The sequence below is a fragment of the Akkermansia sp. N21116 genome, assembly GCF_029854705.2.
In the GTDB taxonomy this organism is placed as follows: Bacteria; Verrucomicrobiota; Verrucomicrobiia; order Verrucomicrobiales; family Akkermansiaceae; genus Akkermansia.
The window spans coordinates 1,575,720-1,600,617 of record NZ_CP139035.1; the positions used below are offsets into that span (position 1 = coordinate 1,575,720).

The window sequence follows — 24,898 nt, forward strand, 5'->3', positions numbered from 1 at the left end:
TGCCATCACGGCAACCGGCTCCCGGGAAAATACTGAATTGGGATTAGGACAAGGCGGAAAGCATGCCTTTGAGCTGGTCGAGTTTGGTCGTCCAGTCGTTTAATCTCTGGCGTTCCTGTTCGACAACTTCGGCGGGAGCCCGGTCCACGAATCCGGTATTGCCAAGCTTGCCTTTGCTCTTGGCGATTTCCTTTTCAACCTTGTCGATTTCCTTGGTGAGGCGGTCGCGTTCTGCTTCGACATCGATCAGTCCTTCCAGCGGAAGGAACAACTCGCCTAGCGGGGTCAGGGAAACGGGCGTTCCCTTTGGTGCCTGGTAATTTTCCTGAGAGGAAACTCCCTTGCTGCCGGAAAGCAAAGCCAGGCGGTTCAAAAGGTCGGGACAGGAAAAGGCTTCCGCTGCCGGCTTCAGGATGAATTCGACATTTTTGTTGGTAGCCAGATTGTATTCCGCCTTCAGGTTGCGGGCGCGATTGGCTGATTCGTAAAGGGCTGTTGCCGTGGCACATGCCTTGGAACGCGCATCGTCGGAGAGTCCGGCAAGAAGCTTGGCGGCATCCGGCAGGGGCGTCTGCATCAGGGGCATGCCGTTGTGAACCTTGTCAAAACCGAGAGACTGCCAGAGTTCCTCCGTGATGTGCGGCATAACCGGATGCAGGAGGGCGAGGTAGTGCTTCAGCACGGTATCCATTGTCACCAGTGTGGCAGCCTTGAGGGCAGGATCGGCTCCGTCGCGGAGATCGAGTTTTACAGCTTCCAGGAACAGGGAACAGTATTCACTCCAGAAGAATTGGTAGAGAGACTGCGTCAGAGCGTTAAATTCGTAGTCAGTCAATGCCTTTTCTACATCGGCATGAAGTTGGCGGAGTTTACCGATGATATCAATGTGCACGGGGGTAAACTTGGGAGCGATGCTTGTGTCTGCATCGCCTTGCATGAGGCGGAAACGAACGGCGTTGTACAACTTGTTGGCAAAATTGCGGCCTTCTTCGATCTGAACTTCATCAAAGCGGACATCGGTGCCGGTCGGAGCAATACGCATGAGTCCGAAGCGGAGACCGTCGGCTCCATATTTGGCCATGAGATCGAGTGGATCGGGCGAGTTGCCGAGGGATTTGCTCATTTTGCGACCGAGGGAATCGCGGATAATGGACGTAAAGAACACGTTGGAGAATGGCTTTTCGCCTTGAAAACGGAATCCGGCCATGATCATGCGGGCCACCCAGAAGAAAATAATGTCCGGCCCTGTTACCAAGTCGGTCGTCGGATAGAATTTTGTGCGGGTTTCATCATCCATGGTGGCAAACGGCCATAGCCAGGACGAGAACCACGTATCCATGACATCGTCGTCCTGTACCCAGTTTTCAGGATCGGAGGGAGGTTCCGTACCCACGTAAATACTACCGTCTTCCAAGGATGAAACGTCCAGTGCCGCTGCTTTGCGGAGGGCTTCCGCTTTGTCCTTGCGGTACCAGACTGGGATACGGTGTCCCCACCAGAGCTGGCGGGAAATACACCAGTCCTGAATGTTTTCCAGCCAGTGGGCGTAAGTTTTGGCCCAGCGGGCGGGACGGAACGTGATATCCCCGTTGGCGACGGCATCGGCAGATTCCTTCACGCAGGGATACTTGAGGAACCACTGCATCGACAGGCGCGGTTCGATTGGTACGTCGGCACGTTCCGAGAAACCTACTTTGTTCTGATAGGCTTCCTCTTTCACCATGAGGCCGGCTTCTTTCAAAAGCTCGGCTGCCTTGTCGCGGGCGGCAAAGCGTTCCATTCCGTGAAGTTCCGGGAATTCCGGACAGTTGATGAAGCCGTCGGGGGTGAGGATGTCGATGATTTCGAGATTGTTGCGCAGTCCGACTTCGAAGTCGGTCTTATCGTGGGCCGGAGTGATCTTGAGAGCACCGGTGCCGAAGTCGATTTCGACATGTTCGTCGGCAATGACCGGGATAGGGGCGGCATGGAGTGGTCGCATGACCTTTTTGCCGATCAGGTGGGCGAAACGCGGGTCCTTCGGATTGACGGCCACGGCGACGTCGGCCATGATAGTTTCCGGGCGGGTCGTTGCAACCTGGAGAGCTCCGGAACCGTCTTCGAGTTTGTAGGAAATAGTGTAGAGCTTGCTGTTCTGCTCCTTCATGATGACTTCTTCATCGGAAAGAGCCGTCAGGGACACTGGGCACCAGTTGACCATGCGGCGACCGCGATAGATGAGTCCTTCCTTGAAAAGATCAATGAATACCTTGCCGACGGCGCGGGTATAGTCTTCGTCCATCGTGAAGCGTTCGCGTTCCCAGTCGAGAGAGCATCCCAGCTTCTTGAGCTGGTTGATGATGATGCCTCCGTGCTTTTGTTTCCATTCCCAGACTTTGTCCAGAAAGGCTTTGCGTCCGAGATCGTGGCGGGTTTTGCCCTCCGTCTTGCGGAGTTCCTTTTCCACTCTCACCTGGGTGGCGATACCGGCGTGGTCCGTACCGGGAAGCCAAAGGACTTCCTTGCCTTGCTGACGTGCGCGGCGGGCGAGAATATCCTGGATCGTGTTGTTCAGGACGTGGCCCAAGTGAAGAACTCCCGTGACGTTAGGGGGAGGGATAACGATGGAATAGGCTGGCTTGGCGGAGGAGGGGTCGGCATGGAAACAGTCTTCCGACACCCAACGGGATTGCCATTTTTCTTCAACGTTTTGCGGTTCGTACGCTTTCGGCAGATCGGACATGCGCGGGAGATTACATGGAAGCCCCATTTCTTGCAATACCCGATTCCTGGAGAATCCGGTTTTGCTCCTGAACTCTTCTTAAGAGAACTCCGGATTGAAGGAGTTTGACTAAGGTGATTTTTGTGTTTTTTATATAATATAGGGAAAAACATGAATGTCGAGAATATGATATGTATTTTACTAATCATTATCGCGTTGTTGGTTTTTGTCACAATTGTGAGGGGTGTATTTTTCTGCTTACCTATCTGGCTGCCAGGAAAGGGAGTCAAGTTGGATTCACTCTTTGTAACAATCGCATGACGGGGACAAGAAGAATTGAGGATTGTCTTCCTGAAAGAATCCTGATATCGAATCCGTACACATGGGTACTATGTTAGCATTACTGGGAGGATTAGGAACACCGGAACTGATTGCCATTCTCGTGATTGTGTTCCTGTTATTCGGAGCCAAGAAGCTTCCGGAACTGGCTCGCGGACTTGGCAAGAGTCTGGGTGAGTTCAAGAAAGCCAAGAGCGAATTTGAAGACGAGCTGTTCAATGCGGAACAGAGCGCCAAATCTGTCGAAGACAAAAAAACGGTTGTCCCTCCTGCCTCGGAACCCGCTTCGCCCCCTGTTCCCGAATCGTCCGAGCCCAAAAGAGAGGAACCCTACAAATCTCCTTATCTGAACGATCAGAAATAACTTCCGTTGTTCCATTGTCGTTTGTGGTCAATTTTGGCTCCGCCCTTGTCATAGTGGCGGAGTTTTTTTGTTGCACGACAGCTTCGATTGTTGTCTATCATGAAAAAAGTGCAGACATCCCTCGGATGGGATGTTAACATGTAATTTTCTAAATAAGCTAAAGAGGGTAACATTATGTCCAGTTGTGAAACTCCCATATTCAGAAGTGAGGAATTCCTTGTTTTTCCCAACAGGGTTGTTCAGAGGAATGGGCGGGAAGCCGTTGTTGCCGACGATGGGACAGTATGGTCGTATGGCAACCGGGAAAGGCCTAGTTGGAAAATGTCCGGTGGTGTTAAGGAGTTGGCCTCCTACGAAGGACCTATTCCTGTACTGAATGCCGCATATGATTTGGCTGTCCGTGAGTTTTTGGAGAGCCGTGGTGATGAAGGTGTCTTGCTGACAGGGGCCGCCTGGGGGAAAAGTGTTTGGACTCGGGATGTTTCTTTTGCGACTACCTTGGGGTTGGGAATGGTGGATCCGGATATCTGCATGGCGTCTCTTAAAGTCCGAGTGAGTCACGGAGAAGTCATGCAGGATACGGGGACGGGCGGATCGTGGCCGATCTCGACAGACCGTGTGGCATGGGGGATTGCCGCTTGGGATCTTTACTTGATTACTGGTGATCGCGAGTGGTTGGAATGGTCTGCGAAAGTACTGGACCGTACCTGCTTGCATGACATTTTGGTCGTGGATGAACTTTCCGGCCTCGTCAGGGGAGAGAGCTCCTTTCTGGATTGGAGATCCCAGAGTTACCCGGATTGGATGACTCCTGCCGACATTGGCGAATCATGCTCATTGTCCACGATGGCTCTCCATGCCAGGTGCCGTGCGATTCTGGGGGAAATGTACGCGGAACTTGGCGATCAATCCAAGGCCGGATACTGGAAAAAGGCAGCGGAACGCGTCCGGAAAGCGATTGAGACGATGTTCCGCATTCCGCACCGTCCGGCTTACGGGCAGTTTCTGTACGGCAGGGGGTATCCCGTTTTATCCGAACGGATAGATACGCTGGGTTCGTTATTGTGCCTGTTGTTCGGGATTGTGGATGGTGAGGAGGCTGCCTCCTTCCTGTATGAATTGCCTCATTGTTTGATGGGCGTCCCCTGCTTCCATCCGCAGAAGACTATGACTGCCATGGATTACCATAACGGTACGATGTGGCCGTTTCTAGAAGGATTTTATGCCCAGACGGCAGCCAGTCTGGGAAACGAAGATGCCATGTCTGCTTCTCTGGCATGCCTCGTTCGTTCCTCCTTGATCAATGGGACGAACAAGGAAAACATCAGTCTTATTCACGGTACCGATGAAGGACTTGTTCAAAGTTCGGATCGTCAGTTGTGGAGCATAGCCGGCACCCTTGGCGTATTCCTGAAAGGTCTGTTCGGCATCTGGTGCGAGAACGATTCTCTCATGTTGTCCCCATGCGTGCCCAAGGAATGGGCCGGCAGGCATGTCCTCATGGGGGTGAAGTACCGGAAAGCTACGATCGACGTGATCCTCCTTGGGCATGGAAGCCAGGTTGGCAAATGCATGGTTAACGGTAAAACCGGAGTTCCTGTCATTGAAAAATCTGCGGAAGGACATTTTATCGTGGAAATTGAACTGTTGCCTGGAGATCCTTCGGTCAATGGCATCAATTGGTCTCCTGTTTCATACGATCTGCCGTCTCCTCAGTGGATTCACGAAGGCAATGAACTTCGCTGGGAACCCGTGCCGGATGCATGGTACTACCGCGTGTATAGGAACGGCATACCGATTGCCCAGACGGAGCAGACTGTTTTTGTTCCTCACCCGATGGCGGCTGTCAATCAGTACCAGGTGATGGCCGTGTCCAAGGATGATCGCGAATCTTTTCTCAATGAGCCCCGGGAATACATTCCCGGTAATGCCCGTGTGGAAACGCGCCCGTGCGGTTTGAGTGGAGACGATGTTTGGGTGTCGCGCATGGACGGTTCCCGGCATGCATACTTTTACGATGTCATTCTGGGGCAGTCCGGGGTTTACCGTGTGGATGCCTTTTTCTCCAATGGGTCGGGGGACTACAAGGATGGCAATACCTGTGCCCTCCGGAGCCTGGTCTTGAATGGCAAACGGGTCGGCTCCCTGGTATTTCCCCATATGAACACCCAGGGTGACTGGGGAAACTTCTTCTATACTCCGGGGCTGGATGTCCCCCTGGCCGCGGGTATCTATACTGTAGAACTCACTTACGGCGAGGAAGATGAAAATATTAATCACGATGTCAATGATTGTTTGATAAAACACATGCGTTTCACACGTATTAGTCCGTGAATCAATTCTCAATATGATTTATTCTAAGTTTCTTCCCTTCGTGCTATGCATGGGGATAGGCATTGCCTGTTTCCCCGTGTCTGCCAAAGAGTACGCTACTCTTGGCGAAGCCCAGGCGGCTAAGGTGGCCGACAACAATGAACCGGTGGATCGTCTCGGCGTTCTCTGGAAAGTGACCGACAAGGATCGGGAAAATGCGGGCAAGGCATGGAAGATCATCTCTGATTATAACAAAAAACTGGCAAAGACGGACCGCAAGCTCTATGCCGTGTACGTTACCTTCAAAGACAGGCCCGCCTTGGCTCATTACAAGGATCGTTATGACCGCATTCTGAAGAACATTCAGGCATATTATTACGATCAGATGCGTGCCAACGGTTTCCCCGGACTGACTTTTGCCCTTGACCTGGATGACCATGGCAAACTGAAAATGTATGAAGCCCATGTGGATGTCCCCATGGAAAAAGTAACGGTTCGTTCCTCTGGGCCTCTGGCCCGTGAAGCTGCCAAAAAAGTACTCGCGGAAAATGGTATTGATGCAGATAAGAACCATATTCTTGTCGTTTGCCAGCTCCCGGATGGAGTTGGGCCGTATTATGGAGGCGGTTCATTCGCCTCCGGTACGGGGTGGACGTGCGACCAGGATGGTCTGGATACCAAGAATTTCAAGAGGACGGATTACTTCGGCGGACGGTACAAGGCCAGTTATGGCCGGAATGCTACGATCTATATTGGAGGAACGGCTCATGAATTGGGACATTCGTTCGGACTTCCCCATACTCGCGAAAATTCTTCCTATCCCAAAAAGGAGAACGGTACGTCTCTGATGGGGTCCGGTAACCATGTGTACGGCAACGAACTCCGCAAGGAAGGCAATGGTACGTTCCTGGCTCCGACGGATGCCATGATGCTGGCTTCCATCCCATTGTTTCGCGGTTATGAGACCGGACTTTCCTTCCGTTATGCGGGAGGAGACCTCGGCGTGAGCCGCAGGTATTCCAACGGGGATTTCATCAAACTGGACGCTTCTCCCATTCCTTTCGGAATGCGGCTTTCAGGTGTCGTCAAAGAGAACCCCAAAAATCCTCCCTATGCCGTGATCGTGCGTCTCAATCCTCCCGGCAATAATGATTACGACACGTATTCCGTAGCGGATGTCCCTGATGAAGACGGTTCGTTTTCTTTGGATATCGACTATCCCGGACATACGGGGTATGTCGATGTAACGATTTACATTCAGTACGCCGATGGATCTCGCTCCCAGATTGCCATACCTTCCACGATGAATAAGGATGGCTTGGCGACGGATTCCCTGCGTGACTTCGTCCTTTTCAATGAAGTGATTTCCTACTGGGATCGCATGCAGAACGACAAGGCTCGCGAAGCCTTGGAAAAAATTAAAACCCAGTATGCCGGAGATACCTCCGTCATGAAGTCGGTTGCCAGGTGGGAAGATGTTCTTACCAATAAGCAGCCCACCTTTAAGGGAGATCTTTCCAGTGTCCCGGATTCTGAAAAGAAGGTAAGCCTGCTGGATTACAAACCGTCTTCTTCGAAGTCCGGATGGCATGGCCCGTTCTGGAACCGTCTGGCTCCCAGCACATCCGGCCTGGATGCCTTCTTCTCGAGTGGTCCGGTGAAAAACTATATCATGAATCATGCCGTTGGCGACCTAGTCTATCATTTGGATGGCAAGTGGGATGAATTTTCCGCTACCGTTGGCGTTCCTTGCAGCAAGGACGGCAGTGTCGTGTTTGAAATTGTCGGAGACGGCAAGCCGTTGTTGACGAGTAAAACCCTTAAGGAAGGGGAAAGCGTTCCGGTTAAGGTTTCGGTCAAGGACGTGAAAGTCCTCGAAATCAAACTGAACGATGCCGGCGACGGCAATCGGAGCGATTGGGGATTGATCGTTTCTCCTGAATTGTCCCGATAGTTGCTGGAATAACGCGCTTTTGTGACCGGCGCCCGGCGGTATTTTCCGCCGGGCGTTTGTTTTCATTCCGCGTCTGTATTCGTTAAATTGTCTTGTCAACGAGTGAGGAATAAGTGTTTCTAGAGGTCGTACATGAGAGGGATTCAACGAAACATCGGAGTTCTATTGATGGGATCCGGCATAGCGGCGTTTATCGCTGCTACCTGGGCTGTCGAGAATGGATCGTCCGACCGTGTCGGGGCTGCCGCGTCCCTTCTGTTGGGAGACAAGTCCCTTGACCGTCCCAAGGAAGAAAATCCCGTGTCCGGGATGTCCGAACAGCTGATGGGGCAATTTGCCGATGGAGACGGAATGTCTCCTGATATTCCAGAAAACGTTGATATCCAGTGCGACGGTACCGCGACCGTAGATAGGGATGCCAATACCCTCACGTTCGTCGGTAATCCGACAGTGTATATGGCGTCGGACAATAAGATTGAAATCTACGCGCATCAGGCTGTTGTGAATTCGACTGAAAAGACTGTTACCCTCACGGGAGATTTGTCTATTTACCGTGACGGCAGTTTGACCCGCGCGGAAAAAGCGGTGTATAACTATGAAACAAAAGAGCTGACGACCGATGGCATCAAAGCCAAGAGTAACGGCATGCTTCTTCGCAGCGGTACATTCAGTTACGCCAAAAACGACAAAGGAGAGGATTATCTGGAAGGATTCGACGCCTCCGTTTCATCCGAAGACGATCAGGATCCCGATACATGGATTTCGGCCAAACGCATTCGGATTTATCCCCAGGACCGGTTGAATTTTTCTCATCTGACATTCAATTACAAAAACGTTCCTTTTTTCTATTTCCCTTATTTTTCCCATTCCCTGAATCCCCGAGAGGGCTACATGCCTTCATTGGGCGCTCGTTCCTATTGGGGGGCTTTTATGCTGAACCGTTACGGTATTTTGTCCGGGAACCGGCGGGTGGAGAAGGGGAGGCCGACAGCCGATTACCTCTTCCAGTCTCATTTGGATTACAGGTCGCGCAGGGGGGTGGCCATCGGGGAAGATATCGTTGACTTGAAGCTGGAACAGGAAGCCTCGAATATGAAGGGACTGTCTGTTTATTATGCATACGACCAGGATCCTTCGATCAGCCCGACTGACGAACCGCGCAAGGGAGTCGACAACAATCGCTGGCGCATTGCCCTCCAGCAGATGTGGAAACTGTCTCTGGAAGAATATCCCGGCGCCCGCTGGAGGGCCAAGGCCAATATCAATGTCCTGAGCGATCAATACATGCTCAGAGATTTCTATCAGGATTTATTCGAAGCCAATTCGGAACCCGACAATACGCTGACTCTGGAGAGGACGGACAAGCAATCCGTGCTGACGTTGCTTCAACGTATGCCGATCAATGATTTTTACATTACGGATCAGCGTTCGGAAATCAGTTATGACAGGATTCGCGGCTCCCTGATGAACAGCCGTTTCATCTACGAAAGCCAAACCAGCTTTGCCCTGATGCGCCAAGTTGTTCCGGCCGAGATGCGAATGACCGTACGCGACAGACTGGAGCAACTCCCGCAGAACGATCCCAACCGTGAATTCTGGGAACACATGCTTCAAACGGACGGCTTCCTCCGTTTCCATACCTACCACGAATTGTCGCGTTCCTACAAAACTGCCGGATTCCTCAATATTACCCCCCGCTTAGGAGGCGGTTACACGGCTTACATGGATCCGACAGGGGATCTGGGCTCCTTCAACCAGGGAATCTTCTATGCCGGTCTTGATACGTCTTTCAAGATTTCCCGCAAATACAATTCTGTTCGGTGGGATGCGCTGGGACTCAATACGATGAATCATATCATCCAGCCGTATACCACCCTGATGTACATGGGGGTTAACGAGCTGGATTCTCCCTATCCCCGTATTGACGGCAGTGCTTCCACAACCAACCCTATGGCTCTGAGTGTAGGCAGGATGACGGAAATCGACTCTCTGTCCACATGCTCTGTTTTGCGTTACGGCGTCAGGAACTTCCTAATGACGGAACAGGATAATTCGGCCAAGCAGTGGTTTTCCTGGGATGCTTTTATGGACGCTTATCTCCACAATGCATCCAGCGATAAAAAATTCTCGAACTTGTATTCCATGACCAGGTGGTCGCCCCTGCCTTGGTTTTCCTATGCATCCGTTGTTCAGTTCCCCGTATTGGGAGATGAAAAACGAGAGAATTACCAGGAATATAACAACTCTCTTTGGTTTCAGCCCTTCCGTTCGACGGAAATCCTCTGCAGTCACCGTTATCTGACAAAGCATCCCCTGCTCGAAGACAGCAATCAGCTCAACCTGCGCGTCATTTACCGTATTTCTGAAGAACTGGCCTTGGGTGGTTCCTGGCGCTGGGAAATGAAGCGCAAAGATAAGAGGCTGGAAATTCAGGAATACAATATCTACAAAAATATGGGTTCCTGGTACTTCGGGTGCGGCTTGTTCATGCGTGTCAACGGCGGCAAGGATGAACTGGGCATAGGCTTTAGCTTCACGCTGAAGGAAACTGGCAATTATATGCCATTTACTTTCAATTAATCATTAAATCATACCCATCGAAAATACCCATGACTGCTCAAGAATGCCTCGGCAATATGCAATGGCGCTACGCGTGCAAGAAATTTGATCCTCTTCTTCAAATCCGTGAGGAAGACTGGGATGCCATCCGCCAAATGATTGTCCTGAGTCCGTCCTCGGTAGGACTGCAGCCTTGGAAGTTCATCCAGGTAGACAACCCCGAATTGAGGCGGAAACTCCGTGCCGTTTCCTGGGATCAGACCCAGGTGACGGACGCCTCCCGCCTGATTGTCTTTTGTGCCCGGCGGGAAGTGACGATGAACGATATTGACCGCTATCTTGCCCGTATCGTTGAAATCCGCGGCGTTACGCTCGAATCTCTGGAAGGGTACAAGCAGATGATGAACGGTCTTATCTTCAGCAAAACGCCTGGAGATCTCAAAGCATGGATCGAACGCCAGGTATACATTGCTCTTGGTGTAGCTATGACCGTTGCTGCCCAGCTTCGTGTGGACACCTGTGCCTTGGAAGGCATTGATCCCCTCCAGTACGATGCGATCCTGGGACTTGAAAGTACCCCGTACAGGACTTTGTGCGCCTTGGCATTCGGTTATCGCAGCGCCGAAGATCGTTATGCATCCATTCCCAAAGTGCGCTTTGATGTGGATGACGTGATGGAAACGCTTTGATCTTTTTCTTATAACACTCAATATATTTCTTTTATGATTCTGGATAACTTAAATGATTCCGCCTTGTACGAAGGTATTAATCCGCTTTTCAAACAGGCTTTTGACTACATCAAGTCTCTTGATCTCGCGACTGTAGAATTGGGGAAAACCGTTTTGGTGGATGACGAACTCATTGTTATGGTCAACAGCACCGGGCTGAAATCCCCCGACAAGGCCAGGATGGAAGTTCACAATGCTTTCATCGACATCCACGTTCCCATTTCCACCGTGGAACGCTTTGCCTGGAAGCACAGAAGTACCCTGGAAACGGAATCCGAACCCTTCGACCATGAAAACGATGCCCAGCATTTTGAAGATGCTCCGACGACTTACGTCGATGTCCAGCCTGGCGAATTCGTGATCGTCTTCCCGAATGACGCCCACGCCGGTTGCATCGGTTCCGGAGAAATCCGCAAAATTGTCGTCAAGGTGAAGGTCCAGTAAGGATCTTCACCCCTCCTCCGTGTAAACGGAGGGGACTATGTTGATGAATTCAAACAAGAGACTGTCTCTTCCGTATTTTTCAATCCTTCGTGAGACAGCCTCAAATAATAAAAAGAGCTAATATTTGATTACCACGGAGGGTAAAATGCTTCGTGGAATCGGAGCAGGGCTTCGAGGATCGCAACCACGAAGCCCTGGCTTGTATTGAGCACGAGAGACAGCCAGATTCCCGCCCTAGGGCGGAGAATGTCAAAGAGTCAGTGCCGATACAAGCCCCATCCGGGGATCCGATCATTCCAAATCTCGAATAGTTGAAAGGACCGTCTCCCCGAGATGAGTCCGCATTTGAGGAGGAGATCAGAATGAAGCCCAACAAAACAAAAATCAATCGTGAAGTAGGAGAAAACATACCTCAAAAGAACTATGCCGGAGTAGATATATCCAAAGACTATTTGGATATCTGCCTTCAGCATAAAACCTACCGATTCACCAACAACAAGACAGGACATAAGAACATGTTCCGTCTTTTTGAAAAACAGGAACAACCAGTTCATGTCGTGTATGAGTCCACCGGCTATTTAAGCCGTCGGCTTATCCCCGTTTTCATGGACGCCAATATCTCCCAAACATGCCTTAATCCGGTACGAGTAAGAAACTATGCCAGAAGTGAAGGACTACAGGCCAAGACCGACCGTTTGGACGCTCAGGTGCTCTGCCAATTGGGAAAAGACAAACAACTTGAGCAAGACTATCCACTTACCCGAGAAATTCTTCAGCTCAAAGAATACGAAAGTGTCCTTACTTTTTATGTCAAAAGACGGGCACAGTTGAAAAACGAGCAAAAAGCAACCAATCAGCCGTTTCTGAAACAGCAATTGGATCAAGCCCTGAAGCAGGAAGAAAAACGCATAGAGGCGTTGCAGGTTCAAATGGAAAAACTCATCAATACTCATCAAGAGCTAAAAGAAAAGTATGAAACCTATTTGAATGTTAAAGGAATAGGGAAACGCAATGCCATGGCGTTGATTAGCCTCATGCCCGAATTGGGAAGCATTAATAGAAAGCAGGCGTCAGCCCTACTCGGAGTAGTGCCTTATTCCTGGGAAAGCGGAACGATGAAAGGAACACGCAAAATACATGGGGGCAGAAAGGAACTGCGCCATCTTCTCTATTTGGCAACGGTTAGTGCCTTGAGGTGCAATGAAATCTTGCAGGCGAAGTACAAACATTTTCTCTCTGTGGGAAAAACACGAAAGTGTGCACTTATTGCCTGCTGTCATTCTCTAATCATTTATCTCAATAGCTTAACGAAAAAAATAATTCCCCCGGATGCAGCGTCGCACGCTGCCGGGGGGATTGGGGGCGAGTAGCCCCCATTTGTCTATTTCTGAATTATAGTTGACTCTTTGATTTTTAGGGCTGTGCGGCAGGACGGCCGCTTATTCCCGATCTGCGCCTGCAATGAATTCTTCCAGATCGGGGGATAATTCGTCCTGTGTGTGGATGAGTTCTTCATCGAAGGGGAAGTCGAGTACGCAGGCGTGGAGTGCGTGGCGGGGCAGGAGTAGCCGTGTTTCCAGCTCGGAAGTCCACCCTTTGTGGATGAATTCCAGATAGCAATCCTCGGACGGTCCATAGATCTTGTCTCCGACGATGGGGGATCCCAGTGTCGCTAAATGGACGCGTATTTGGTGCGTGCGTCCTGTGAGCGGGATGCACCGGATGATGGAGAATGGCTCTCCATTCCTTGTGAACCGGCGTAGGACACGGAACTCCGTCCTGCATTTCTTTCCTTGGGGATGGATGCATTGCTTGAGCCAGATGCGTGTTTCCGTGACTTCTCCCTGCCGCAGGATCGGCAGTTCGCAGACAGTCTGTTCCCATGCGGGGTGGCCGTACACGATAGCCGTGTATTCTTTGTGCATCTGCCTCCTTTGCATGGCTCGGCCCAATTGGCGTGTAGCGGTAGGAGTTTTGGCAATGAGCGTCAATCCGCTCGTTTCCCGGTCCAATCTGTTGATCAGGGCTGCTTTCATGCCGTTGGCAACCTCGTAGCAAAGCAGAGTCTCAATTCCTTGCAGGAGATTGGGTTCCGACTTTCCATTGGACGGATGGACAATCAGGGGGGCTGCTTTGGAGACGACGATCCACTCCGGAGATTCCGCAACGACTCGGAACCAGGGAACGCAGGCAATGGGACCGTCCTGATTCATGAAAAAATTTATTTTTCGAACAGGGTCGGATCGATGGGCGTCCAGTGGCCGGCTTCCAATTGCAAGTCGTCCAAATGAAGAGGGCCGATGGAGAGGCGTTTCAAGGTCGATACGGGAGTTCCGACTGCGGCAAGCATGCGGCGTACCTGGTGGTAGCGGCCTTCCGTCAGAGTCAATCTGGCATGCCTCGCCTCTAGAATTTCCAGCCGGGCGGGGTGGCAGGGGGATTTTTCTCCTTCCAACGTGAAGGTTCCGGAGGCGAAGTCCTCCACGGCATGTTCCGGGATGTCGGCTTCTGTCGTGAGTTCGTACACCTTGTCTATATGATGCTTGGGAGAAGTAAGGCGGTGAACGAACTTGCCGTCGTCCGTGACCAGAAGCAGGCCTTCCGTGTCTTTGTCCAAACGGCCTACCGAGGTGACGGCGGGGTTCCTTTCCGACCATTCGGGGGGGAGAAGGTCGTAAATTGGCGTACCGTCGCGGTCGTCGTGGCTGCAAGTGACATCCAAAGGCTTGTAGAACGCCACATAAATGCCGCGGGGAAATTCGACTGGTGTTCCATCAACCAGAACATCTTCCGGCTCCGCTTTCTGGGATGGAGACGCGACCGGATTCCCCTGGATGGTAACCCGGCCTTTTTTTACCCATCGAGGCGCTTCACTACGGGAACAATAGCCATATCTGGAGAGGAGGGCGTCAATTCGCATGAACGCCATCATTTTCCTGTCTGCGGGGAAAAACAAGGTTGAAATACAAGGCATGGCATGATAAAGGAGAAAAGTTAATAGCGTCGCCTGAAATCATAATTCAGGTGGCGTTGCAATTTCAGCTATTCTTATCTCTATGGAACTCATTACAGAAGCTCAGCTTACACCGCAGCAACAGGATTTGTGGAAGAAGGCCCGCCAGGCCGTGGACATGAACAACTACCAGTATGCCATTAGCCTGTTGAAGGCCTTGGTCAAGCAATTGCCCGGATTCCTCGAAGGGCGTAGAGTCTTGCGTGCCAGCGAAATCAAACTGCATCCCGAACCCAAGAAGAAGGGCCTTTTCGGCGGCATGCGCATGACGACTGTCAAGCGTGATCCTTCCTCCTCTCTCTCATCGGTTGAAGACGAATTGGAAAACGATCCTTTCAACGAAGCTTCCAACGAAATCCTCTTCCATGCGGCCGAAGATGCAGGCCTGCCCGACGTTGCCGCATTCGCCTTGGAAACCGTCCGTGAAGGCCATCCGGAGAACAAGAAACTTCTTCACATGCTGGCTAATCACTATATTGCCCGCAAGATGCCTGCCGAAGCCGCCTCCGTCTACCACGACATCGTCAAGGTGGATCCCTCCGACTCCATTGCCGTGAAGGGAGAAAAGGACTGCACGGCCCAGGCCTCCATGCAGAAGCAAAACTGGGAAAATGCTTCTTCCATGAAGGACGTCATGAAGAGCACCAACGAATCCGCTTCTCTGGAAAAACTCGACAAGCAGGGGATGACTCGTCAGGAAATGGAAGCCCGTCTTGCCCAGTTGTCCGAACGCTATGCTGCCAACCAGACGGACTTGGCTACGGTGCGCGCCATTGCCAGCGTGTACGAACAGATGGAAGACTGGGCTAACGCCTGTTCCTTCTTCAGCTATGCCTTCTCTTTGAGTCACAATGATGTTTCCCTCAGTGCCAAGGCATCCGAAATGAGCGAAAAGGCTCGCAATGCCCAGCTTGACGAGCTCAAGAAGCGTGCGGCCGCCGAACCCGACAATCAGGAACTTCAGGATCAGCTTGCCCAGATGACTCAGCAGCTCTCCGAAGAGATTGTGGCGGAATGCCGTTCCCGCGTGGAAGGCAACCCGACCGATCCCCAGCTCCGTTTCGACCTTGGTCAGGCTCTGTTCAATGCCGGTAACTTTACGGATGCCATCCCGGAACTTCAGCGCGCTCGTAACAACCCCTATCTGCGCATTAAGGCTATGCTCATGCTGGGTAAGTGCTATGAGTCCAAGAATATGAACGACATGGCTCTCCACCAGCTTGCGGAAGCCAATGCCGAAGTCACCACCATGGACGCAACCAAGCTCGAAATCCTCTACCTCATGGGAACATTGAACGAAAAGCTTGGCAAGAAGCAGGAAGCTCTGGATTGCTTCAAGACGATTTACGATTCCAACTATGGCTACCGCGATGTAGCCAAGCGTGTGGAATCCGCTTACGTCTGATTTCGATCATTTCTTTGTCATTTCCAATAACCGGACCCGGAGGATTCTTTCATGGGATTCTCCGGGCCTTTTTCATTCCTGAGAACTGACTTGTTGCAGATGCATTGAAGCAGTCTCCGTAAGTGTGTTATTGACGGAAACACTCCGGTTGTTCCAGACGGCAGGATTCCAAAAGTTCCCTGTCCCGGAAAATCTCTTCAGTCACCCCGTCGGCAATGATTTGACCTCCGTGCATCAGGATCACGCGGGGGCACAAGTCGAGAACTAGAGGGAGGTCATGCGTTGCAATAATCCGTGTGTGAATGAAGCCTTGCAGGAAGTTGATCATCTGGCGGCGGGAATAAGGGTCCAGATGGGTGCTCGGTTCATCCATGATGAGGATATCCGGTTCCATGGCAAGAACGGAGGCGATGGCCGCTCCTCGTTTTTCTCCGCCGGAAAGGCGGTGGGAGGCCTTGTCCCGGATATCCCAGAGCCCGACTGTGTCCAGAGCCTGGCGTGCATGTTCCTCTGCGTCCTTGCCGGGCATTCCCATATTGAGAGGACCAAAGCAGACATCTTCCATGATTGTCGGCATAAAGAGTTGGTCGTCAGGATTCTGAAATACCATCCCGACTGATTTCCGAATGGAAGGCAGGGTACTTTTAACAACGGGAATGTCACCGATCCGGATTTCTCCGGAATCCGGCATCAAAGCTCCGCACAAGGCAAGGAGCAGGGTGGATTTTCCTGCGCCGTTGCCTCCGACCAAGGCAATGGCTTCTCCATGGCGTGCCTCGAAACTGACGTCGCGAAGCGCTTGGGTCTTGTCCGGATAGGTATAGGAAACGTGGGTTGCTCGGACAATATGGTGGCTCATGATAGAAGACGGTGGGTTTGGGCTCCGATATAAAAGACAGCATCGCTCCATCTCAGGAGGACAAGTATGATGCACCATACTCCTCCATAGATCAAGTCGGCTCTTCTTAGTGAATGCTCGTGGAGTGTATGCAAAGCCCCGGTGAAGCCGCGGGCTTCCATAGCCTTGTGAATGCGTTCCGCCCTGGCCATGCTGCGAATCAGAAGGGAGCCGACCATGGCCCCCCAAAAGCGCAAGGGTGTTCTGTTCGTACCGTAGCTTCGTAGATCCCGTGCCGTCGAGAGACCCGTCGCATCTTCCATCAACAGGAAAATATAGCGGTAAAGCAATAGGCATTGCGTTGTCAGAAGAGTTGGAACCCCCATTCTTCTCATGGCGGAGCATATGGCCGGAAATCCCGTTGTGGCAATGAGAACCAGGCTTGCCAGCACTGTGAACTCTCCCCGGAGCAGGATTGACGCAAAAGAAACCCAGCCGCAGGTGATGACGGTTCCGCCGATGGTGAATGCGGGTTGATGGTCCAGAATTGGATTGAATAGCCCGATCATCACGCAGAAAGGAAGGGCGACGAGAGAGCGGCGCACTAATGGCATGATAGGAATGTTCCCCATGCGGCAGACGACTACCGGGTATGCCAGGAAGGGAACGAGAGCCGGAACATTCAGAAGATCGACGGAGAGGAGGCATACGAGATACACGGCTGTAACGAGGCATTTTACCCGTGCATCAATGCCGTGAACAAAACTGCTCCTTCGGGCATACCTTTCAACGGTATCCATGTCGAACCAGGCTTGTTCCGTCCGTTGCATGGTAGCAGGATGTGTCAGACGGAGGATTTTCCGTGGCGGAAACGGGATGTAGCCCAACCTCCCAGAACGATCAGGACGAAGACGATGCCTGCTCCAAGAAGACCGGAAAGACTTGTTCCTGCCCGTTCCATGGCTGGCGTCGACTCGGTACTTCCCGAAGCAAAGGAGTAATCGGGGAGAAAAGCCGTTTCTTCCTGGATGACGGCCATGCGATGGTGGGTATCCGTTTCCGGAGCAGGCAATTCTTCCATCATGGATGTTTTAGCCATGGCCCATTCAAGCCCATCGGGATCGGAGGCTGCATACCAGGAGAATACGCCTCCGATGAGGGCGGCGATGAGAGCCAGGACGATGACCAATTTACCAGGACGGGACGATCTGGTTTTCAGGGAGGGTTGGAACACGCCCGGCTGCATGTTGCGAACAAAGAGAATAACGGCTGCTGTTGCCAGACCTTCCACGACGCCGATAGCCAGGTGGATCGGTTGCATCAGCAAGGCGAATTGCCCAAAGGGAAGGGCGGTCACTCCGGATGCTTCCGTTTCTACGACAACGCCGAAAGCTCCCAGCTGCAAGCCGATGACGGCAGCGACGATGGAAGCCAGGGTGATTCTGCCCTTTGTCCATGTCGCGGGATTTCCTCCGGCCAGGGGTTTGAACAAGAAGGGGTAGGCAACCATGCACGACAGGAACCCCATGTTGAAGAGATTGCATCCATAGGCCAGGAGCCCTCCATCGGCAAAAAACAGGCATTGTACCAGCAGGACGGAGGCCATTACGAGGAAGGCCGCATAGGGCCCCAGTATAGAGGCGAGGATCAATCCCCCTCCCAAATGTCCGCTCGATCCGGTTCCAGGAATGGAAAAGTTGATCATCTGGGCTGCGAAAACAAAAGCCCCCATGACTCCCATCAGCGGGATTTTGGCGGTATTATCTTCCCGATTCAAACGGTGGACGCTGTAGGCCGCAACAACTGCGGATACGGCCCACATGGTTCCTCCTACGGATGGAGAGACAAGGGCATCTGCCATGTGCATAATCGTATCGTTTCTAGGTAAGGGGTGATGATTGAAGAAAGGAGATCGTTAGAGAAAAAACTCCCTCTTTACATCATCATAACTCCGAATCACCGGAAAATGCCAGCCGGAATAACTGTCATGATTGGAATTAACGATGATAACCTGCTTTGCTCCAGATGCTTTGGCTGCGCGGATACCGGCATGGGAGTCCTCGAAAATAACGACTTCTTCCGGTTTCATTCCGATGCGTTCGATCCCCCGTAGAAAAATATCCGGAGCGGGTTTCCCCGGGACGGTACCATCGTCATAACTGATGGCCCGGAGATCGAACCAGCGTTCCAACCGGAATTGTTCGATGAAAAAATCGACATTGGTTTTGCCGGAGGCCGTAGCGATATTGCGTGGAATGCCGTGTTCTTTCAGTTCATTGAGCAGGCGCTCCGCCCCCGGTGCCAGATGCATGCCGTGCTTCAGGCAGATGTCCCGGTAGATAGCTTCCTTTTCTTCGGCGAAGGCATTGGCCTGTTCTAATGACGGGGACTCGGGGAACAGATAGGCATAAATATCTTCATTTGTTCGTCCATGGATATTGCGGAAAAGTTCCTCTGCCGTCAGGGTCAGACCGTAGCGACCCAAAATAATGTCCCAGGATTCGTTGTGATAGGGAGTATCCCAGAAAAGGGTTCCGTTGAAATCGAAAATGAAGCCGTTCCATTTCATACGATAGCATACTGGCTTCTCCTGTCCCTGCCCAAAAGAGTAAATCCCGTCTGTATCAATTAGTAAATGCTCTGAAAGATCTCTCTGTCATGATTCGTAGTAAACAATATGTCATTTCTCTTGAAAACATGTTGCCTTTCTGCGGGCAGAGTTGGGTGGTGCGGCTTGTCTGCTGCACTCGTGATGCAAACGGCGTTTGCGGCGGAACCTTCCGAAGTGTACAAGGACAAAAATGCTCCTGTCGAAGAGCGGGTTAAGTCCCTTATGGACCAGATGACTCTGGAAGAAAAGGTTGCGCAGATGGACATGTTCAGTTTCTGGAAAGAAAAGGAATTCACTACCGAGGGGTTGGAAAAATCATGCGGGGTTGGCGCCTGGATCGGTGAAGTAACGCCTGAACGTTACAATGAAGTTCAAAAGAAATCGGAATTGTCCCGGTTGAAGATTCCCTTCCTGGTAGGAGTGGATGCTGCTCATGGTCACGCTATTTTGCCGAACAGGACAGTATTCCCGACATCGATTACCATGGCTGCCTCCTTTAATCCCGATTTAGTGCATGAATGTGCCCGGCTGGCTGCCGAAGAGGTTCGCAACAGCGGCAACCATTGGACATTTGCTCCGAGCGTCGATATCGTCCACGATGCCCGCTGGGGGCGTACCGGAGAAACCTATGGTGAAGATCCCTTTCTGGCCTCCCGCCTCGTCGAAGCATCGGTGACGGGTATGCAGGGCAATCTGGACCCCGACAAGAACATTGCTGCCTGCGTGAAGCATTTCGTGGGCGGTGGTGCTTCCATTGGCGGGGTGAACCATGGCAATGCGGAAATTTCGGAACGCATGCTGCGCAGTGATTTTCTACCTCCGTTTCAAGCGGCGATTGATGCGGGAGTGTTGACGATTATGCCGGGGCACAATAATGTGAATGGCGTACCCATGCATGCCAATAAGTGGCTTCTGACGGATATCGTTAAGGATGAATATGGATTCAAGGGGTTCTACATCACGGATATGGGAGATATTGAAAATCTGATGCCGGAACGTCTCCACGGTATAGCGACTGATCAGAAGGATGCTGTCCGGCAAGGGATTAATGCCGGGATCGACATGCACATGTATTCGTGGGACCGCAAGATGTTCATCGATAATCTTCAGGAACTCGTCAAGGAAGGCAAAGTCGACGAAGCCCGCATCAACGATGCTGTCAAGCGTATCCTGACAGTCAAATTTAAACTGGGGCTTTTCGAAAACCGCTACATTGACGCGGACAAAAAGAAGGATTCCTACGGAAGCAAGGAAGCCCGTGATGCTGCTCTTGAAGCTGCCCGCCAGAGTATTGTCCTGCTGAAAAATTCCGAAGGTCTGCTTCCTCTGGATGTTTCCAAATATAAAAAAATTCTCGTGACCGGTCCCAATGCCGATAACCAGGCGATCATGGGAGACTGGGCGAATCCCCAGCCCAAGGAGCATGTGATTTCCATCCTGCAGGGACTCAAAAACGAGTGGAAAGGCGCATGTGAAGTCGTCTTTAGCGACAGTGGTCGCATCAAGGGTAAAAAGTCTGATGTAACTGTCGAGACAACGGATCCCGTGACGCAGTCCCGCCAGCTTAAAGAAGGTGGAGAGCTGAATGACTTTGCCATTCAGGATGCCGTCGGCAAGGCGAAGGATTGCGATTTGGTGGTAGCAGTTATCGGAGGCTATGGCCTTCGTTCCGACTGGGGGCTCCGTACGTATGGAGAATCCGCTGACCGTCCGTCGATCGATTTCTACGGCAAGCAGGTAGAACTCGTGCAGAAGCTCCAGGCGACAGGTAAGCCGGTTATCGTTGTGATCGTCAATGGCAAGCCTCTGAACAATCCTTGGATTACGAAGAATATACCCACCATTGTAGATGTGTGGGAACCCGGCCAGTTCGGAGCTCAGGCTTTGGCGGAAATCCTCGTAGGCAAGGTAAATCCCTCCGGCAAATTGCCTATCAGTATTCCCCAGACGGCCGGGCACATTCCGGCGTATTACTACCAGACCTTCTCCCGCACGCGCACAGGCTACGGTCTTGGTTCTTCCCGCGAGGATGATAAACCCGCTTTTGCCTTTGGTCACGGGTTGAGCTACACTACTTTCAAGTACGAAGACATGAAGCTGTCTTCCTCCCGCCTGGAAAAAGACAAGCCCCTCTCCGTTAGCGTGACTGTCAAAAATACGGGAGATCGCGCCGGATATGAAACGGTAATGGTCTTCGTTCGTGATGAAGTCTCCAGTGTTGTAACGCCTATCCGTCGTTTGAAGGGATTCAGCAAAGTCTGGCTTAACCCCGGAGAAGTGCGGACGGTCACTATTGAGATCCCCTTCAAGGAATTCGGTCTTTGGAATCAGGAAATGAAGTATGTGGTGGAACCCGGTACCTTCGAAATCCAGGTTGGTTCTGCGTCGGACGATATCAAGTTGAAGAAGAAGATCGACTACTGAACGCCTTGTTCCATACCTTTTAGATAGGCTGGCCGCATTCCGGATTTGATTTGGGATGCGGCCTTCATTTGAATTGCCGTATCTGAAACTTCCGGTCATCATTCACCTGGGTTCGTCGTATTTTCCAGGTACTGTGACAAATAGGTATTGAGTTCCGGTGGTGAAGGCCTTATATCCCGGCCTTCGTTGATTCAACCGTAGTTTCCATACCGATTCCCTACCCATTATTTTCCATGTCTCCGTTTCGTTTTTGCCTGTTGCTGCGATTCCTGTTTGCGGGATGGCTTTTGTGTTGTTCCGAGGCGAGCGCTCTTGACAACGGCAGGATCGTCATGGTGACCGAAGCGACATTTCCTCCGTACGAATTCCGGGAAGGAGATGAAATCGTCGGCATTGATCCGTCTATCATGCGGGAAGTTTCCCGGGCAACGGGACGGGAGCTGATCATTGAGGACATGAGCTTCGATTCTGTTATTACGGCGGTTGTGACAGGTAAAGCGGATGTGGCTGCTTCCGGTATTACGGTAACGCCCGAGCGGATGCAGCAGGTAGATTTTTCCATCCCTTATGTGGAAGCCTCCCAAGTGATCATCGTACCGAAGGATTCGCCTGTCATCGGCAAGGATCAGATCAAGGGGCGGAGGATTGGTGTTCAGCACGGTGCGACGGGCGATATTTTTGTGACCCGCAATATCCAGCAACCGGAGCGGTTTCCGAACGGCGCTCTGGCCGTTGCCGCTTTGGCGGCGGGGAAGGTAGATGTCGTTGTCATCGACCAGGATCCTGCACGGATGTACTTGAAACAACATCCCGGCCTTCATATCCTGTCGGAACCGTTGACATCGGAATCCTATGCCATCGCCGTAAGGAAAGGGAATCGAGTGCTTCTGGAACAAATTAACAATGTCATCTCGGAGATGAAGAACTCCGGAACGATGGCCCGGATCCGCGAGGAATACGCAGCCAGGCAGCATGAGAGAGCTGCCGTTTCCCAGATCGGTGATGGTGGACAGGGATGGCTCCGGATCCGTTGGGAAGACTTCAAGGATTCGGTCCATACCAATTTCATTCAGGATGCCCGGTGGAAGTACCTGACGAATGGCTTGCTGGTAACGTTGGAGATTTCCTTTTGTTCCGTACTGCTCGGTATTTTGATGGGGTTTGTGATCGCTGTTATTCGTTCGACCCATGATAAAACCGGTCAATGGCGCTTCTTCAATTTTCTCTGCAAAACGTACCTTACGGTGGTCCGGGGCACCCCTGTAGTCGTTCAATTGCTGATTATTTATTTCGTGATTTTCGGTGCGGTAGATGTGAGTAAGGTTCTGGTTGCCATCGTTGCTTTCGGCTTCAATTCCGGCGCCTATGTGGCAGAAATCATCCGCGGAGGTATCATGTCGATCGACAAGGGACAGCTTGAAGCCGGGCGGAGCCTGGGCCTGAGCTACAACCAGACCATGGCGTATATTATTCTTCCTCAGGCTTTCAAAAACGTTCTTCCCTCTTTGGGAAATGAGTTTATCGTCCTCCTCAAAGAGACGAGTGTTTCAGGCTACATCGCCTTGCAGGACCTCACCAAGGGAGGAGATATTATCCGCAGCCAGACCTATACGGCCTTCATGCCTTTGGTGGCCGTGGCGTTGATTTATCTGGCGATCGTTATGCTCTTCAGCTCCATGCTGGGAAAACTGGAAAGGAAATTGAAACAACATGAATAATCCTCTCTCCGTCGATGTCCCCATGTTCCAGGTGAGAAACCTGGTAAAAGAATTCGGGAACAACCGTGCCGTGGACGAAGTGTCCGTAGACATTGCCCAAGGAGAGGTCGTCTTCATTGTCGGCCCTTCCGGTTCCGGTAAAAGCACGTTTTTGCGGTGCCTGAATCTTCTGGAGATGCCGACATCCGGGGATATTCTCTTCAAGGGAGAATCCGTGACCGGGCAGCATGTCAATGTCAACAAATTCCGAGAGCATGTTGGCATGGTCTTCCAGCATTTCAATCTCTTTCCCCACTTGTCCATTCTGGATAACATTACCATTGCCCCGGTTAAAACGGGACGTGCCACCAGGCAGGAAGCCATAGCTCATGCAGAGGATCTCCTGCACCGTATCGGCCTTTTCGAGAAAAGGCATGCCTATCCTCTTCAGCTTTCGGGAGGCCAGAAACAGCGTATTGCAATCATTCGCTCACTGGTGATGAACCCCGATGCCATCCTTTTTGATGAACCGACTTCTGCTCTTGATCCGGAAATGGTAGGCGAAGTTCTTTCTCTCATGAAAGAACTGGCCGTCAATGGATTGACGATGATAGTTGTAACGCATGAAATAGGTTTTGCCCGCGAAGTCGCTACCCGTGTCCTGTTTATGGACAGGGGGAGGATTGTAGAATCCGGCTCGCCTTCACAAGTAATCGATCATCCGGTTAATCCACGGTTGAAAGAGTTTTTCTCTAAAGTACTGTAAATCAGTAGGAAAATCCTTGGATGACAGGGAAATGAACCCGATTCAGTTTTCTTCTTTCTCCCTTTTTCCTTGGTATCCTGACTTATGAGGCAACACGATGCTGATTCTTTTGTTCTTATTTTCCGTTGATGTTTTAGGGAGAGGTGATAGTATAAAAATCCGGTCGGCACCATAGGGGCAAGGCGCGATTCCACCGAGGATTAACCTGGCCGCATGTTCCAAGTAGTCGGGGAGTAGTATCCGAGACATCTGACCGTAGACCCGGAGCCCCGCTCTGGGTAATTTGCTTTATACTCATAATGGGTGATTTTGACGAAGAGCCAGAATTTTGTGAAATTGGCTGATACCTTAAGTGATTGGTACCTGTCGATCATACGCATGTGGAGATATACAAAAAATAATGGAATAACGAAAGGTTTCCATCGGAAAATGAAACTGATTCAATGAAGAGCCTATGGATACCGAAACCTTGCGAACTAGCGTCTCCGAGTTCTCGTTAAATGCTTGGGCTGCACCCTCAAGAATAACGGTTCCCGCTTTTAGAAGCTTCTCAGGGGTACGGGGGACATGAGGTATAAGAAAAACCCCTAATCCGTTAAGAATAGGGGTTTTATAGATGGTACGCGATAGCAGGTTCGAACTGCTGACCCCTACCGTGTCAAGGTAGTGCTCTACCACTGAGCTAACCGCGCTTTGATGTAGGTGCCGTAAGGCGGAGGAATGTTTACACTCTTTTCCCGGA

At 51.5% G+C, this 24,898-nt stretch carries 18 protein-coding genes, 1 tRNA gene and 2 pseudogenes; 13 read left to right on the forward strand and 8 right to left on the reverse strand.

The window, feature by feature from the left end:
* Positions 1-43 precede the first annotated feature (43 nt).
* The gene (locus QET93_RS06050) at positions 44-2,722 is read right to left on the reverse strand and encodes a valine--tRNA ligase (protein ID WP_280131490.1); all 2,679 of its coding nucleotides are present in this window, start codon (positions 2,720-2,722) and stop codon (positions 44-46) included.
* A gap of 370 nt (positions 2,723-3,092) precedes the next feature.
* Here QET93_RS06050 and QET93_RS06055 point away from each other — a divergent pair, with 370 nt between their 5' ends.
* From QET93_RS06055 to QET93_RS06085, 7 genes are all read left to right on the forward strand, one after another.
* The gene (locus tag QET93_RS06055; RefSeq protein WP_280125339.1) at positions 3,093-3,404 is read left to right on the forward strand and encodes a twin-arginine translocase TatA/TatE family subunit; all 312 of its coding nucleotides are present in this window, start codon (positions 3,093-3,095) and stop codon (positions 3,402-3,404) included.
* Between the two features lie 174 nt (positions 3,405-3,578).
* Positions 3,579-5,738: an amylo-alpha-1,6-glucosidase gene (locus QET93_RS06060; RefSeq protein ID WP_280131489.1), complete on the forward strand. Its 2,160-nt coding sequence runs from the start codon at positions 3,579-3,581 to the stop codon at positions 5,736-5,738.
* 13 nt (positions 5,739-5,751) lie between these two features.
* A complete protein-coding gene (locus tag QET93_RS06065) occupies positions 5,752-7,671 on the forward strand; it encodes an NPCBM/NEW2 domain-containing protein (RefSeq protein ID WP_280125341.1) in 1,920 nt (639 codons plus the stop codon).
* A gap of 132 nt (positions 7,672-7,803) precedes the next feature.
* Positions 7,804-10,251, forward strand: coding sequence for a hypothetical protein (locus tag QET93_RS06070; protein WP_280131488.1), 2,448 nt, complete (start codon positions 7,804-7,806; stop codon positions 10,249-10,251).
* Between the two features lie 29 nt (positions 10,252-10,280).
* Positions 10,281-10,919 carry an NAD(P)H-dependent oxidoreductase gene (locus QET93_RS06075; RefSeq protein ID WP_280131487.1) on the forward strand — a complete coding sequence of 213 codons (639 nt, stop codon included), beginning with the start codon at positions 10,281-10,283 and terminating at the stop codon, positions 10,917-10,919.
* 33 nt (positions 10,920-10,952) lie between these two features.
* Positions 10,953-11,402, forward strand: coding sequence for a YhcH/YjgK/YiaL family protein (locus QET93_RS06080; RefSeq protein WP_280131486.1), 450 nt, complete (start codon positions 10,953-10,955; stop codon positions 11,400-11,402).
* A 362-nt stretch (positions 11,403-11,764) separates the two neighbouring features.
* Complete coding sequence (locus QET93_RS06085; protein WP_322189958.1) at positions 11,765-12,772, forward strand: IS110 family transposase; 1,008 nt, start codon at positions 11,765-11,767, stop codon at positions 12,770-12,772.
* A gap of 69 nt (positions 12,773-12,841) precedes the next feature.
* Here the strand turns inward: QET93_RS06085 and QET93_RS06090 are convergent, their stop codons facing one another.
* Both QET93_RS06090 and QET93_RS06095 read right to left on the reverse strand, forming a co-directional pair.
* Entirely contained in the window at positions 12,842-13,615 is a 774-nt protein-coding gene (locus tag QET93_RS06090; RefSeq protein WP_280131761.1) for an RNA pseudouridine synthase, read from the reverse strand.
* A gap of 8 nt (positions 13,616-13,623) precedes the next feature.
* A complete protein-coding gene (locus QET93_RS06095; protein ID WP_280131762.1) occupies positions 13,624-14,322 on the reverse strand; it encodes a pseudouridine synthase in 699 nt (232 codons plus the stop codon).
* Positions 14,323-14,458: 136 nt separating this feature from the next.
* Here QET93_RS06095 and QET93_RS06100 point away from each other — a divergent pair, with 136 nt between their 5' ends.
* The gene (locus QET93_RS06100) at positions 14,459-15,820 is read left to right on the forward strand and encodes a tetratricopeptide repeat protein (protein ID WP_280131763.1); all 1,362 of its coding nucleotides are present in this window, start codon (positions 14,459-14,461) and stop codon (positions 15,818-15,820) included.
* 127 nt (positions 15,821-15,947) lie between these two features.
* On the opposite strand, the gene QET93_RS06105 is transcribed toward QET93_RS06100, so the two are convergent.
* Genes QET93_RS06105 through QET93_RS06120 form a run of 4 tightly spaced genes read right to left on the reverse strand, consistent with a single transcriptional unit; the run spans position 15,948 to position 19,227 of the window.
* The gene (locus tag QET93_RS06105; RefSeq protein WP_280125513.1) at positions 15,948-16,679 is read right to left on the reverse strand and encodes an energy-coupling factor ABC transporter ATP-binding protein; all 732 of its coding nucleotides are present in this window, start codon (positions 16,677-16,679) and stop codon (positions 15,948-15,950) included.
* Entirely contained in the window at positions 16,676-17,488 is an 813-nt protein-coding gene (gene cbiQ / locus QET93_RS06110) for a cobalt ECF transporter T component CbiQ (protein ID WP_280131764.1), read from the reverse strand. The genes QET93_RS06105 and cbiQ overlap by 4 nt, the downstream gene beginning before the upstream one ends.
* A 14-nt stretch (positions 17,489-17,502) precedes the next feature.
* Positions 17,503-18,519, reverse strand: coding sequence for an energy-coupling factor ABC transporter permease (locus QET93_RS06115; RefSeq protein WP_322190146.1), 1,017 nt, complete (start codon positions 18,517-18,519; stop codon positions 17,503-17,505).
* Between the two features lie 54 nt (positions 18,520-18,573).
* Positions 18,574-19,227 carry an HAD family phosphatase gene (locus QET93_RS06120; protein ID WP_280125510.1) on the reverse strand — a complete coding sequence of 218 codons (654 nt, stop codon included), beginning with the start codon at positions 19,225-19,227 and terminating at the stop codon, positions 18,574-18,576.
* Positions 19,228-19,392: 165 nt separating this feature from the next.
* On the opposite strand from QET93_RS06120, the gene QET93_RS06125 reads away from it, so the two are divergent.
* From QET93_RS06125 to QET93_RS06140, 5 genes and pseudogenes are all read left to right on the forward strand, one after another.
* Positions 19,393-21,693 (forward strand): glycoside hydrolase family 3 N-terminal domain-containing protein, encoded by a 2,301-nt coding sequence (locus QET93_RS06125; RefSeq protein WP_280131766.1) that lies wholly within the window; start codon positions 19,393-19,395, stop codon positions 21,691-21,693.
* A gap of 332 nt (positions 21,694-22,025) precedes the next feature.
* Positions 22,026-22,640, forward strand: a pseudogene (locus tag QET93_RS13240) (transporter substrate-binding domain-containing protein); the annotation flags it as partial.
* A 78-nt stretch (positions 22,641-22,718) separates the two neighbouring features.
* The gene (locus tag QET93_RS13245; RefSeq protein ID WP_345783041.1) at positions 22,719-23,411 is read left to right on the forward strand and encodes an amino acid ABC transporter permease; all 693 of its coding nucleotides are present in this window, start codon (positions 22,719-22,721) and stop codon (positions 23,409-23,411) included.
* A 22-nt stretch (positions 23,412-23,433) separates the two neighbouring features.
* The gene (locus QET93_RS06135; RefSeq protein ID WP_345783040.1) at positions 23,434-24,156 is read left to right on the forward strand and encodes an amino acid ABC transporter ATP-binding protein; all 723 of its coding nucleotides are present in this window, start codon (positions 23,434-23,436) and stop codon (positions 24,154-24,156) included.
* Between the two features lie 303 nt (positions 24,157-24,459).
* Positions 24,460-24,600 (forward strand): annotated as a pseudogene (locus tag QET93_RS06140) (transposase); the annotation flags it as partial.
* A gap of 173 nt (positions 24,601-24,773) precedes the next feature.
* On the opposite strand, the gene QET93_RS06145 reads toward QET93_RS06140, so the two are convergent.
* Positions 24,774-24,848, reverse strand: a tRNA-Val gene (locus tag QET93_RS06145).
* Positions 24,849-24,898 lie beyond the last annotated feature (50 nt).